This is a genomic window from Rhodopseudomonas sp. P1 (assembly GCF_039642825.1).
In the GTDB taxonomy this organism is placed as follows: Bacteria; Pseudomonadota; Alphaproteobacteria; order Rhizobiales; family Xanthobacteraceae; genus Rhodopseudomonas; species Rhodopseudomonas palustris_H.
The window spans coordinates 707,249-720,152 of sequence record NZ_CP088006.1 but is presented as its reverse complement, the minus strand read 5'-3'; the positions used below and the strand labels follow the sequence as shown (position 1 = coordinate 720,152).

12 protein-coding genes are annotated in these 12,904 nt (G+C 64.9%); 5 read left to right on the top strand and 7 right to left on the bottom strand.

Translation table 11 applies throughout. The features are described 5' to 3' along the window. Nucleotides 1-39: 39 nt before the first annotated feature. The 6 genes from bcrD to LRC39_RS03375 all read right to left on the bottom strand — a co-directional run bounded on the left by bcrD (nt 40) and on the right by LRC39_RS03375 (nt 6,536). A complete protein-coding gene (gene bcrD, locus LRC39_RS03400; protein ID WP_107346410.1) occupies nt 40-873 on the bottom strand; it encodes a benzoyl-CoA reductase subunit D in 834 nt (277 codons plus the stop codon). A gap of 53 nt (nt 874-926) precedes the next feature. Further along, nucleotides 927-2,240: a benzoyl-CoA reductase subunit A gene (gene bcrA / locus LRC39_RS03395; RefSeq protein WP_107342851.1), complete on the bottom strand. Its 1,314-nt coding sequence runs from the start codon at nt 2,238-2,240 to the stop codon at nt 927-929. 11 nt (nt 2,241-2,251) lie between these two features. Continuing rightward, entirely contained in the window at nt 2,252-3,562 is a 1,311-nt protein-coding gene (bcrB, locus tag LRC39_RS03390; protein WP_346296329.1) for a benzoyl-CoA reductase subunit B, read from the bottom strand. Next, entirely contained in the window at nt 3,559-4,743 is a 1,185-nt protein-coding gene (gene bcrC / locus LRC39_RS03385) for a benzoyl-CoA reductase subunit C (protein ID WP_346296328.1), read from the bottom strand. Before bcrC ends, bcrB begins: the two co-directional genes overlap by 4 nt. A gap of 171 nt (nt 4,744-4,914) precedes the next feature. Beyond that, complete coding sequence (locus LRC39_RS03380; RefSeq protein WP_346296327.1) at nt 4,915-5,934, bottom strand: zinc-binding dehydrogenase; 1,020 nt, start codon at nt 5,932-5,934, stop codon at nt 4,915-4,917. Between the two features lie 74 nt (nt 5,935-6,008). Continuing rightward, nucleotides 6,009-6,536: a MarR family transcriptional regulator gene (locus tag LRC39_RS03375; RefSeq protein ID WP_346296326.1), complete on the bottom strand. Its 528-nt coding sequence runs from the start codon at nt 6,534-6,536 to the stop codon at nt 6,009-6,011. A 122-nt stretch (nt 6,537-6,658) separates the two neighbouring features. Here LRC39_RS03375 and badH point away from each other — a divergent pair, with 122 nt between their 5' ends. From badH to LRC39_RS03350, 5 genes are all read left to right on the top strand, one after another. After that, nucleotides 6,659-7,426: a 2-hydroxycyclohexanecarboxyl-CoA dehydrogenase gene (gene badH / locus LRC39_RS03370; protein WP_346296325.1), complete on the top strand. Its 768-nt coding sequence runs from the start codon at nt 6,659-6,661 to the stop codon at nt 7,424-7,426. Between the two features lie 29 nt (nt 7,427-7,455). Further along, nucleotides 7,456-8,238 (top strand): 2-ketocyclohexanecarboxyl-CoA hydrolase, encoded by a 783-nt coding sequence (gene badI / locus LRC39_RS03365; protein ID WP_107354141.1) that lies wholly within the window; start codon nt 7,456-7,458, stop codon nt 8,236-8,238. A 64-nt stretch (nt 8,239-8,302) separates the two neighbouring features. Beyond that, nucleotides 8,303-9,454 (top strand): cyclohexanecarboxyl-CoA dehydrogenase, encoded by a 1,152-nt coding sequence (gene aliB, locus LRC39_RS03360; protein WP_346296324.1) that lies wholly within the window; start codon nt 8,303-8,305, stop codon nt 9,452-9,454. A 57-nt stretch (nt 9,455-9,511) separates the two neighbouring features. Further along, nucleotides 9,512-11,155 carry a cyclohexanecarboxylate-CoA ligase gene (gene aliA / locus LRC39_RS03355; protein WP_346296323.1) on the top strand — a complete coding sequence of 548 codons (1,644 nt, stop codon included), beginning with the start codon at nt 9,512-9,514 and terminating at the stop codon, nt 11,153-11,155. A gap of 27 nt (nt 11,156-11,182) precedes the next feature. Then, complete coding sequence (locus tag LRC39_RS03350) at nt 11,183-11,959, top strand: enoyl-CoA hydratase-related protein (protein WP_346296322.1); 777 nt, start codon at nt 11,183-11,185, stop codon at nt 11,957-11,959. 19 nt (nt 11,960-11,978) lie between these two features. Here LRC39_RS03350 and LRC39_RS03345 read toward each other — a convergent pair whose 3' ends face one another. After that, entirely contained in the window at nt 11,979-12,890 is a 912-nt protein-coding gene (locus tag LRC39_RS03345; protein ID WP_346296321.1) for a flagellin, read from the bottom strand. Nucleotides 12,891-12,904: the final 14 nt, after the last annotated feature.

Genomic DNA, 12,904 nt, shown 5'->3' with positions numbered 1-12,904 from the left:
GATATCGGCATCCACCCGGCTTCAGGCTGATCGCAATTATCAGGCGGCGCGGGCCATGTCGGCAAGCCTCTTGTGACGGAAGGCTCCCCACAGCGCTGCGCCGATCGCCCCGGCATAAATCGCGTCCGGATGGCTCTCGATCGCGACGTCGACCTTGGCCTTGACCACAGCGTCCTTCATCGCCTCGACCAGCCCGGCGTCGAGTGCCAGACCGCCGGTCATCTGCACCGTGCCATCGAGGCTACCGAGGGTCTTGAGCAGCTTGGCGAGCCGGTCGGCCATCGATTCATGGATGCCGCGCAGAATGTTCGGCGACGAAATCCCACGCGACACCATGTTGATGACGTCGGTCTCGGCCAGCACGGCGCAGATGCCGGAGACTTTCTCCGGATTGTCGGCACGCTGCGACAGCGAACCGATCTCGTCCTGCGCGATGCCAAGATAGCGGGCGATGTTCTCCAGGAACTGCCCGGAGCCCGAGGCGCATTGACTGGTCATCTTGTAGGCCAGCACCTTGCCGCGCTCGTCCATGCGGATCGCGCGGCCATGCAGCGCGCCGGTGTCCAGCACCGCGCGGCTGCCCGGATTGAGATAGATCGCGCCGCGGGCATGCGTCGTCATCGAGTAGAAGTGCCCGGTGTGGAAGGTGAGCGCCTCGCCCTCGCCGGTTGTGGCACAATAGGCGACGTCGGCGCGCGCCAGACCCGTCTCTTTCAGCAGATCATCGTAGATGTCGCCGGCGAGCTTCAAGGGATCGCGCTGCCGCACCCGCTCGACCCGCTTGCCGAGGCAACGCTCCTGGTCGCCCTCGACCGCGAACGCCACCACCTTGATGGCCCCGGTCCCGACATCGATCCCCGACGTGATGGTCATCGTTTCCTCCTCGCAAGTCCGGCCGGACGTTCGATCAACCAAGCGCCCACCACTCACGCCGCAACGGCGCGGCGGGCGAATTCGGAGGCGCCGAGTGCGCCGGTGTAGATCGAGTCCGGATTGATGTTGATCGTCACCTCGCCGTAGTTCTCCTGGATCAGCTTGCGCAGCTCGCGCACCGCCGCCTCGTTCTTGGCGACGCCGCCGGTGAAGGTGAACTGATCGGTGACGCCGCCCGAGCGCGAGATGATCGAGATCGCCCGCAGGATGATGGCGCGGTGCAGGCCGGCGAGAATGTCCTCGCGTTTTTCGCCGAGCGACAGCCGATCGCGCAATTCGGCGCCGGCGAACACCGTGCAGGTCGAATTGATCCGCGCCGGGCGATTGGACTGCATCGCCAGCGGGCCGAGCTCATGCAGCCCCATGTTCATCTCGTCGGCGATGTAGCCGAGATAGCGGCCGCAGCCGGCAGCGCAGCGATCGTTCATCTGAAAATTCTCGACGATGCCGTGACCGTCGATCTGAATGCCCTTGGTATCCTGCCCGCCGATGTCGAGCACGGTGCGCGTGCCGGGATACATCATGTGGGCGCCGAGGCCGTGGCACAGGATCTCGGAACGAATGTGCTCCTTGGAGAACGGCAGCGTCACCCGGCCGTAGCCGGTGCCGACCAGATAGGTCTCCTCCAGCTCGATCCCGAGCGCCGATTCGATCATCGCGGCGAAATCGCCTTCGCCGTCGGCCGCGTGCGAATCCGCAGCCAGCATCCGGGCTACGGCACGGCGAAACTTGTCGCTGAGGTCGCCACCCGGTGGCCGATTCTCGACTTCGATGATCGACTTGTCGTAGGCGTTCAGCACCATGTCGAGGGCGATGCCCATCTCGCGGGCCACCGCTTCGGCGTGGACATGAAACCGTGAGCCGGCGATGTCACGGAAAAAATCCGACTTGCGCTTGGCGCCGGGGGCATAGAGCGAGGCCGCCTCCTGCCGCAGCCGGGCGAAGATGACGTGCAGCGCCTCCTGCAGCGGGCCGGCAATCGACTTGAAGCGATCCGCCTCAAGCTGGCGATGACACGTCTCCTCCAGATCGTCGAGCTGCTCGAGAAACTGAATCAGCCGGAAGTTACGCTCCAGCGCCGCTAGGAACTCGGCGCTGTGCTCGTGGCCGGCCTCGCCGACGTGAAGGGCCCTGCGGAACAACGTGAAGCGGGCATCGATCCGCGCCTCTTCGGAGGCGACGCGCGCCGCGGTGGCGTAGTTCGAGCGAGAATTGGTGATGCCGCGCCCGATCACCTCCTTGTTGTCGTCCATCAGCACCGCCTTGGTGGTGGTGGAGCCGAGATCGATTCCAACGAAAGTCCGCATCGTTGCGCTCCTCAGGCGGCGCTGCGGAAGCCCGCGCGCTTCTGCTCGATCATCTGGAAATAGCTCTCCAGCCGATTCTTGACGTTGGCGGCGGAGAAATAGCGCGGGTCGACCAGATCGGTCTCGATGAACGCCGCCGGCTTGCCGGTGCGCTTCTCGACCTCGCGCATCATCAGGAGCTGGCCGGCGGAGAACGAATTGCAGCTCTTGATCGAATTGATCAGAAGGCCGTCCGCTTGGTATTCGTTGATGTAGTTCTCCAGCATGTCCACCCGCATCGGTAAATTGCGATTGGTGTAGACGTTGAGGCAGTATTCGGCGAGCGACTCCAGCGGCCGATCCGGATCGTGGCGGAAGCCGTAATCATAGGTGCCCCCGACCTTGGTGTAGCTCGAGGCGACGACGACCGCGCCTTCGTCGTAGAACATTTTCCAGAACTGGCGAAAGTTGGTGTAGTTCGGCGGCCCTTCCACCACCAGGCGGTAGCGCTCCGGCCCCATGTCGCCGTCGGGCGTCACCGGCCCCTTACCTTGCGCGATCCGCTGTTCGACCTCGGCGCGCAGGAATTTGTAGTACTCGATCGCGTCGTCGGTGCCGCGGAAGGCGCCGAAGATCGGCCCGATGTAATAGATCCCGCCGAAATAAGCGTCGATCGGCGACGGCCTTTGCTTGGCTGATTGCAGCACCCAGACGTGATCGTCCTCGGCCTTGGCGGACTTGCGCAAATATTCGCGCAGCCGGTCGATGTCGAATTTAACGCCTGAGATCCGCTCCAGCTTCGGGATCACGTCTTGCCGGAGCTGCTTGACCATGTAGCTGACCATGTCCTTGGTGATCCGGCCGTCGGCCAGATACGGCGTCTGGAACATGATGGTCTCGCATTTGTACTGCCGGCGCAGCAGCTCGAACCATTTCATGAATGTGAAGCAGCCGGTGTAGGATAGCAGCAGCACGTCCGGATCCGGCAGCGGCTTGCCGTTCGGGCCGATATTGCCCTTGGCCATCATGCCGATGTCGGATTTGACGTAGGTGCAGACGTCCTCGGAATGGCCGAGTTTTTCCGCCTCCATCACGTAGCCGCCGCTTTGCCGCCGCAGCCCATTCTGGATCGCGTTGACCTCCGGCAGGTTGTTGACCATGTCGAAGCACATCAGCAGCTCGTTGAGATTGCCCGGCACGAAGGTCGCAGCCACCTTCTCGCCGCGCTCCTTGGCGCTCGCGAGGCGGTCGTAGTGGGCGTTGACCATCTGCTTCTGCCGCGCCATCGACGCGTCCTTGATGGCTTCCGGCGGCTTGGTCTTCGGTCCGACGATGACGGTCATGCTCCGCTCCACAATTTGATCGAATCGGCGAAGGTGCCGGCCTGCTCGCGGATTGGCTGCATCTGGCCGGAATTCTCGGCGTATTTGAACGCGATCTGCGGAATGCCGTGGCTCTTCAGCACCGCTTGCAGCATCGGCCGCTCGAGCAGGCCGGGATCGCAGAACGACGTCATGGCGAAGATCACGCCTTCGGCCCGGTTCTTCCGCACGCTGTCGACCAGATACAACCCCTTCTTGGCCTCGTCCGGCTCGTATTTCGGCGGCGTCGATTTGGAATCGTGCAGATAGGCGCGAGCGAGATTTCGCAACGGATCGCCGTCGAGCGCGACGTCGGAATTCTCCCAGCGCGTCACCAGAATGAAGTCGTCGTCGACGATGTAGCAACCCGACAGCTCGATCGACTTGATCAGGTTCAGCGGCGGCTGCTCGCAGAACATGCCACAGATCACCACCCGCGAATTGTCCTTGATCGGCCGCTGCTGCAGGCGAACCGCCGCCAGATAGTCCGCGAGCATCTGGTTGTGCTCCTCGACCGGGATCACCATGCCGGCGCGGAGCAGCAGATAGAGTTCCGCCGACGGCACGTTCCACGGCTCGTCGGCGCGCAGTTGATACAGCGCACGGACCAGCCGGCGATTGTCGTTGAACACCGCGATCGAGGCGCGGATCGCATCGGAGGTGATCGGCTTGCCGGTGAGGCTCGACAGCCATTCGCAGGTTTCGCGCAGCTCGCTGACATAGAACTCGCCGCCGAGATCGTCGTCGAAATTGTGCGGCAGGTCGATGTAGCGCGCGCCCTTGGACGGGAACATCAGCTTCCACATCCCCGACAGATTGCGGATCACGTCGCAGATCGATGGGAACATCATGCCGTCGACGAAATCGAGCCGGCCGGAGACGCCGAGCTCGATGGTCGAACGCGGAATTCGGCAGATGTAGCTCTGATAGTAGGCGTCGCCGTGGATGACTTCGAGCTGGTCGCCGCCACCGAAAATCCCGAGCGGCAATCCGCCGGCGGCGTGGACCAGCTCGCGGGGAGCGTAGTAGGGCAGAAAGCCGACCACGATGCGGCCGGGCTCTGCGGCCTTCCATTCGCGGGCGGCGGTGAAGCTGAGGTCGGAGAACAGCGCCTCGCAACGGGCGATGATGTCCGCCGTGGTGTGATGCGGCCTGTCGAGCATGCCGGTCGTCCTCCCTGCCCGGCGGCTCTGCCGGGGTCGCGCTGCCGGCCATTTTCCGGTCCGGCGATTTAAATGTAATCTAGTATTGGAATGCGGAAATTAATTTGATGCGGATCAAATTTGGCGATGGAGAGCCGACACGCGACGGACGGCGCTCCGTAGCAGCGAGGCTCAGATGTCGATCGCGATCTTGCCGAACTGGCTACCGGATTCGAGATGATCGAATGCGGCGCGGATATCGCCGAGTGGATAGCGCAGATCGATCGGCGGCGTCAGCTTTCCGGCATCGCACCAGGCGATCAGCTCGGAAAGTTCACTCGGGTTGCCGAGGGTCGAGCCGAAGATCTGAAGCTGGCGGATGAACACCCGGCGCAAATCGGCCGGAGGCTGATCGCCGATCGTGGCACCGCAGGTCGCGACCCGCCCGCCGCGCACCAGCGATTTCAGCGCCGCGCTCCACATCGCGCCGCCGATATTCTCGATCACCACGTCGGCGCCGCGGCCGCCGGTCAACTCCATCACCGCGGCGGGGATCTTGTCGGCCGGCGCATCGATCACCGCATCGGCGCCGAGCGCCCGGGCCCGCGCCAGCTTGTCGGCGCTGCGGGAGGTCGCCAACACACGGGCGCCGGCGGCCGCAGCAATCTGCATCGCCGCGAGCGACACGCCGCCACCAACCCCGAACACCAGCACGGTTTCGCCCGGCTGCAGCTTCGCCTTGGTGAACAGCATCCGCCACGCCGTGAGATAGTTCACGCCGAGCGCCGCGGCCTGGGCGAAATCGAGCCGGTCGGGGATCGGCAGTGCGTTTCCGGCCGGCACGCAGACATACTCAGCCATGGTGCCGTCGCGATGCTCGCCGAGCAGGCTCATCTTGGCGCACAGCACCGGCTCGCCGCGGCGGCAGAATTCGCAAGAACCGCAGACAATGCCCGGATACAGCGTCACCCGCCGCCCGATCAGCTCCGGCGTGTCCGCCTCCTCGATCACGCCAGCCCCATCCACCCCCATGATCTGCGGCAGGCTGTGGGTGATGCCGGCGCCGCTGTCGCGCATGTAGAGGTCGACGCGGTTGACGGTCGCGGCGCGCATCCGCACCAGCACTTCACCCGGGCGGCGCTGCGGCGTCGGGCGATCGCCGACCTCGATCACCTCGTTGCCGCCGTGACCGGTCATGAATGCCGCCTTCATCGCCTCCGCCCCCTCGTCTTGTTATCGCTTCCACCCGATAGACGTTGGATGACGCCCGCGCGCCTTGACCAAAGTCATTCCAGCCCCGTCGCCACAGCTTCGCCCGCAGCGCCATCGTCGAGACGCTTCATGTTGCCGAGGATCTTGAGCAGGTAGTGCAGCGTGTGGGTGACATCATTGATCGAAAAATCGCCGAGCACTTCGCCGTAATACGCCCGGATCTTCGGCTGCGCGAGCACCTCCCAGACGTGACGCCCGGACTTGGTCATCGTCACCAGCCGTGAGCGGCGATCGCGCTCGTCCGGAACGACCGCGACATGACCGTCGCGCTCCATGCGACCGATCAGGCCGGTGAGATTCTGCCGGCTGACCATCAGATAGCGGGCCAGATCGCCGATGCTCATGCCGCTCGCCACAGCGGGTCGCGACAGCGCTCCGAGCACCGCCCATTGCTGCGTCGTCAGCCCCTCGGCTTCGACCGCCCGCGTGCCGGTTTTATGCAACATATTTGCGCATTGATAGAGACGAAAGAACAGCCGGTTGGCCAACTCCATCTTCGCATCTGCAGCATTATCGGAATTTTTGCGCTTATTTGCCATCATCGACCGTCTTGACGCATCTTCGCAAGGCTGACTAAATATAACAATATATTGTCCTAGTTGCCAGCTTCGACCGCGGGCTTCCTGGGGAAAAATAGATCAGAATCAAAGAGGAGCGAGCGAGGATGGCGCGGCTACAGAACAAGACGGCGGTGATCACGGGTGGTGGCGGCGGCATCGGCGGGGCGACGTGTCGCCGGTTTGCGCAGGACGGTGCCAAAGTCGCGGTGCTCGACCTCAATCTCGACGCCGCCGAGAAGATCGCCGGCGAGATCTGCGCCGCGGGTGGCGCGGCCGAAGCGATCCGCTGCGACATCGCCGACCGCAAAAGTGTCGACACCGCGATCGCGACGACGGCGGACAAACTTGGGCCGGTGGACATTCTGGTCAACAACGCCGGTTGGGACATCTTCAAGCCGTTCACCAAGAGCGAGCCGGGCGAATGGGAGCGACTGATCGCCATCAACCTCACCGGCGCCCTGCACATGCATCACGCGGTGCTGCCCGGCATGGTCGAGCGGCGCTACGGCCGCATTGTCAACATCGCCTCTGACGCAGCGCGCGTCGGCTCGTCGGGCGAAGCGGTGTACGCCGCCTGCAAAGGCGGCCTCGTCGCATTCTCCAAGACCTTGGCACGCGAACACGCCCGCCACGGCATTACCGTCAACGTCGTCTGCCCGGGGCCGACCGACACCGCGCTGCTCGCCGGCGTGACTTCCGGCGCCGCCAATCCGGAGAAGCTGATCGAGGCCTTCACCAAGGCGATCCCACTCGGCCGGCTCGGCAAGCCCGACGATCTCGCCGGCGCGATCGCTTTCTTCGGTAGCGATGACGCCGGCTTCATCACCGGCCAGGTGCTGAGCGTCTCCGGCGGCCTGACGATGAACGGCTGAGCCCAATCAACAATAACGGGAGGATTCCGATGCAGTTCGAAGACCTGATCTATGAAATCCGCAACGGCGTGGCGTGGATCATCATCAACCGTCCGGACAAGATGAATGCGTTCCGCGGCACCACCTGCGACGAGCTAATCAAGGCGCTGTACAAGGCCGGCTACGACAAGGACGTCGGGGCGATCGTACTGGCCGGCGCCGGCGACCGCGCTTTCTGCACCGGCGGCGATCAGTCCACCCACGACGGCAATTACGACGGTCGCGGCACCGTCGGGCTGCCGATGGAAGAACTGCACACAGCGATCCGCGACGTGCCCAAGCCGGTGATCGCCCGCGTCCAGGGCTATGCGATCGGCGGCGGAAATGTGCTGGCGACGATCTGCGACCTGACGATCTGTTCGGAGAAGGCGATCTTCGGCCAGGTCGGCCCGAAGATGGGCTCGGTCGATCCCGGCTACGGCACCGCGTTCCTGGCCCGCGTCGTCGGAGAAAAGAAGGCCCGCGAGATCTGGTACATGTGCCGGCGTTACTCGGGCAAGGAAGCCGAGGCGATGGGCCTCGCCAATCTCTGCGTGCCGCACGAGGAGCTCGACGCCGAAGTGCAGAAGTGGGGCGAGGAACTGTGCGAGCGGTCACCGACCGCACTGGCCATCGCCAAACGCAGCTTCAACATGGACACCGCGCATCAAGCCGGCATCGCCGGCATGGGGATGTACGCGCTGAAGCTCTATTACGACACAGAGGAATCGCGCGAAGGCGTCAAGGCGCTGCAGGAGAAGCGTAAGCCCGAATTCCGCAAGTACATCAAATAACCGCTCTCCCGCCGACGAACGGCGCCGGCAACGCCGGCGCTCGAATTCTCAAGGAGGGCGAGGCATGAATCCATATTTGAATGAAGACCTCGTGGCGCTGGCCGCGCAGGCCCGGCGGTTCGCCGCCGACCGGATCGCGCCGGGATTTCAGGAACGCGACCGCACGCGGGTGCTCGACCGCGGCTTGATGAAGGCGATGGGCGAGATGGGCTTCATCGCACCCGAACTGCCGGAAGCTTGCGGCGGGCTCGGCATGGGCAGCCTCGCGGCCGGCGTGATCCACGAGGAGATCGCGCGCGCCGACCTCAGCATGTCCTACGTCAATCTGCTCGCCTCACTGAACGGTCAGATCCTATCGCAGCACGGCCAGCGCGAGATCGTGCAGCCGTGGCTGACGAAGCTGATCGCCGGCGACGCGCTGTTCGCGATCGCGCTGACCGAACCGCGCGGCGGCTCGGATGCGGCGAACCTGCGGCTGCGGATCGAGCGCGACGGCGACGACTACATCGTCAATGGCGAGAAGACCTCGATCTCCGCAGCCGATCAGGCCGACGCCGCGGTGGTGTTCGGCCGCACCGGCTCGATCGAGTCCGGCGCACACGGCGTCACCGCACTGCTGATCCCGATGGACCTGCCCGGCATCACCCGCAACAGGTTCGACTGCCACGGCCAGCGCGCGATCGGCCGCGGCTCGCTGTTCTTCGAGAACGTGCGCGTCCCGGCCGCGCATCGGCTTGGCGACGAGAACAAAGGCTTCGTCCAGGTGATGCAGGGCTTCGACTTCTCGCGCGCACTGATCGGCCTGCAAGTGCTCGCCGTCGCGCGCGTCGCGCTCGAGGAAACCTGGGCGCACGTCGCCGAGCGGCAGGCGTTCGGCAAACCGCTGTCGGCGTTTCAGGGCGTGTCGCATCCGCTCGCCGACCTCGACACCCAGGTGGAGGCCGCGCGACTGCTCTGCCTGCAGGCGCTGTGGCTGAAGGACCACGGCGCGCCGCACAGTGCCGAGGCCGCAATGTGCAAATGGTGGGCGCCGAAACTCGCCTACGACGTGATCCATCAATGTCTGCTGATGCACGGCCACGGCGGCTATGACCGCGGCCCGATGGAGCAGCGGCTGCGCGACGTGCTCGGCTTTCAGATCGGCGACGGCACCGCGCAGATCATGAAGACGATCATCGCGCGCCACCGCGCCGGCCGCGCCGCAGTGCCGGCCTGAACGGAGGCGCCGCCGAGACATTCTGCATCCATAACTAATAATTATTCCGGGGGAAACATGGAGTTCGACGCCGTTCTGCTGCCGCCACGCCGCGCCGCGAGCATCGCCGCCGGCCTGTGGCACGACCGCACCATCAACGACGATCTCGACGCCTGCGTGGCGCATTGTCCCGACAAGATCGCCCTGACCGCGGTCCGGCTCGATAGCGGCGCGGTTCGCCGCTTCAGCTACCGCGAGCTCGCGACGCTGGCCGATCGCGTCGCCGTTGGCCTCAGCCGGCTCGGCGTCGGCCGCGGCGACGTCGTCGCGATGCAACTGCCGAACTGGTGGCAGTTCACCGTGCTGTATCTCGCCTGCTCGCGGATCGGCGCGGTTCTCAACCCGCTGATGCCGATCTTCCGTGAGCGCGAGCTGTCGTTCATGCTGAAGCACGGCGAAGCCAAGGTGCTGGTGGTGCCAAAGAGCTTCCGTGGCTTCGATCATGAAGCCATGGCGCGCGGCCTGCAGCCTGATCTGCCGGCGCTTCGAACCATCGTAGTGGTCGATGGCGGCGGCGCGGACGATTTCGACACGCTGCTGACCACGCCGGAATGGGAGAAGCAGCCGGACGCCGCGGCAATCTTGCAAGGTAGCCGTCCTTCTCCTGACGACATCACACAACTGATCTACACCTCCGGCACCACCGGCGAGCCGAAAGGCGTGATGCACAGCGCCAACACGCTGATGGCCAATATCGTGCCCTACGCGCAGCGGCTCGCGCTTCGCGAGTCCGACGTGATCCTGATGGCGTCGCCGATGGCACACCAGACCGGCTTCATGTACGGCCTGATGATGCCGATCATGCTGCGCGCCAGCGCAGTGCTGCAGGACATCTGGGATCCGGCCAAAGCCGCCGAGCTGATCCGTGCGGAGCGCGTCACCTTCACAATGGCGTCGACGCCGTTCCTCACTGATCTGACGCGCGTCGTGAAGGAGAGCGGCGAGCCGGTGCCGAGCCTGAAGACTTTCCTCTGCGCCGGCGCGCCGATTCCCGGGCCGCTGGTCGAACAGGCTCAGGCAGGTCTCGGCGCCAAGATCGTCTCGGCATGGGGCATGACCGAAAACGGCGCGGTGACGCTGATCAAGCTCGACGACGACGACAAGCTCGCCTCGACCACCGACGGCTGTCCGCTGCCCGGCGTCGAGGTCAAAGTGATCGACGGCGACGGCAAGGCGCTGCCGCCGAACCAGATCGGCCGGCTGGTGGTGCGGTCGTGCTCGAATTTCGGCGGCTATCTGAAGCGGCCCCACTGGAACGGCACCGATGCCGATGGCTGGTTCGACACCGGCGACCTCGCCTACATGACCGCCGACGGCTACATCCGGATCAGCGGCCGCAGCAAGGACGTGATCATCCGCGGCGGCGAGAACATCCCGGTCGTCGAGATCGAGGCGCTGCTCTACAAGCATCCCGCCGTCGCCCAGGTGGCAATCGTGGCCTATCCGGACGAACGGCTCGGCGAGCGCGCCTGCGCCGTGGTGGTGCCGAAGACCGGGGCGAGCATCGACTTCGCCGCCATAGTCGAGTTTCTCAAGGCGCAGAAGCTGGCGCTGCAATACATCCCCGAGCGCCTCGTGGTTCGCGACGCGATGCCGGCAACACCGTCCGGCAAGATCCAGAAATTCCGGCTGCGCGAGATGCTGCAGCAGGACGATCTTTAAAGCGCACACCGACCACGGAGCACGACCTTGTCGTCCAATCCCATTATCACCGAAACCCAAGGCCGGGTCGGCATCATCACGCTCAACCGGCCGGAAGTCCTCAACGCGCTGAACGACGCGCTGATGGATGCGCTCGGCACTGCCCTTCTGACGTTCGACGCCGACGACGGCATCGGCGCGATCGTGATCGCCGGAAATGCCCGCGCGTTCGCGGCAGGCGCCGACATCGCCTCGATGGCGGCGTGGAGCTATAGCGATGTCTACGGCTCGAACTTCATCACCCGCAATTGGGAGACGATCCGTCAGGTGCGAAAGCCGGTGCTGGCCGCGGTGGGCGGCCTCGCTTATGGCGGCGGCTGCGAACTGGCGCTCGCCTGCGACATCGTGATCGCCGGCCGCAGTGCTAGGTTCGCGCTGCCGGAAATCAAGCTCGGCCTGCTGCCCGGCGCCGGCGGCACGCAACGCTTGCCGCGCGCGATCGGCAAGGCAAAGGCGATGGACATGTGCCTGTCGGCGCGACCGCTCAACGCCGAAGAGGCCGATCGCTACGGGCTGGTATCGCGCGTGGTCGATGACGACAGGCTGCGCGACGAGACCGTGGCGCTGGCCACCACGATCGCGGCGTTCTCCGCCCCAGCCCTGATGGCGCTGAAGGAAAGCCTCAACCGCGCATTCGAAAGCACGCTCGCCGAAGGCATCCTGTTCGAGCGCCGCGAGCTGCACGCACGCTTTGCTAGCACCGACGCCCGCGAGGGCATTCAGGCCTTCCTGGAGAAGCGCGCACCACAGTTCACCCACCGCTAGGCGGTGCGGCGCCGCCTGGTCATTTCAGATAGCTGGCGAGATTAAGACTGAAGATCTTGCCGATCGCCGAATACGACGCGGTCAATTGCGACTGGTAGGTCGACAGTTCGGCGGTGACCGCAGCGACGTCAACGCTGGTCAGGTCACTCGCCAGCGTCGAGGCGAAGCTCTTGTAGTCGCTCTGCCGCGCACTGGCATTCTCGATCGCGGACGCCGCGTTTCCGAGTCTTTCCTGCACCGAGGCAGTCGCATCGAGCGCGGAACTCGCCAGATCAAGCGCCGTCGCGATCTGGCCAGAGGACAGCGACGAACTGTTCGCCACATAGCGCAGCACGCGCATCACCTGCTCGAACGCGGAGTTGTCGGCATTGACGCCGTAGGCCACCGACTGGTCGGCGCTGACCCGGACGGACGTGGTCGCGTCGTCGCCGCCGTAATAGCTGGTGTCGGCAGTGGTGGTGCTGCCGGCACTCGAGGCAAAGCTGCTGAGATCGACCGGCGGCGTCGATATCTTACTGCCGGCAAACACGTATTGGCCGTCGTACTGGGTATTCAGCAGCGACCCCACCTGCTGCAGCATCTGCTGCGCCGAGCTGATCGCCGAGGTCGCTTCAGTGGTGCTTCCAGTCGACGCCGCACTGAGCTGCGAGCGGAGCTGGGTCACGATGTCGGCGATCGAGCCGGCCGCAGAGTACATCACCTGGACTTTGCCGCCGGCCAGCGTCGCCGCATCGATGTAAGACTGCGCGCGGGTGACCCCGACCTGCAGATTGACGACGTGCTGGGCGTCGGCGCCGTAGCCGGCGAAACTCTCGGACTTCACGCCCGACGCTTCCTGGATCTGCAGCTCCGCCATCCGCGACTGCACCCGCAGCGCGTCTGCGATCATCTGCCCGGACTGCGCGAAGGTCGCGACCCGCATCACCGTCATGCGCCGGCTCCAGC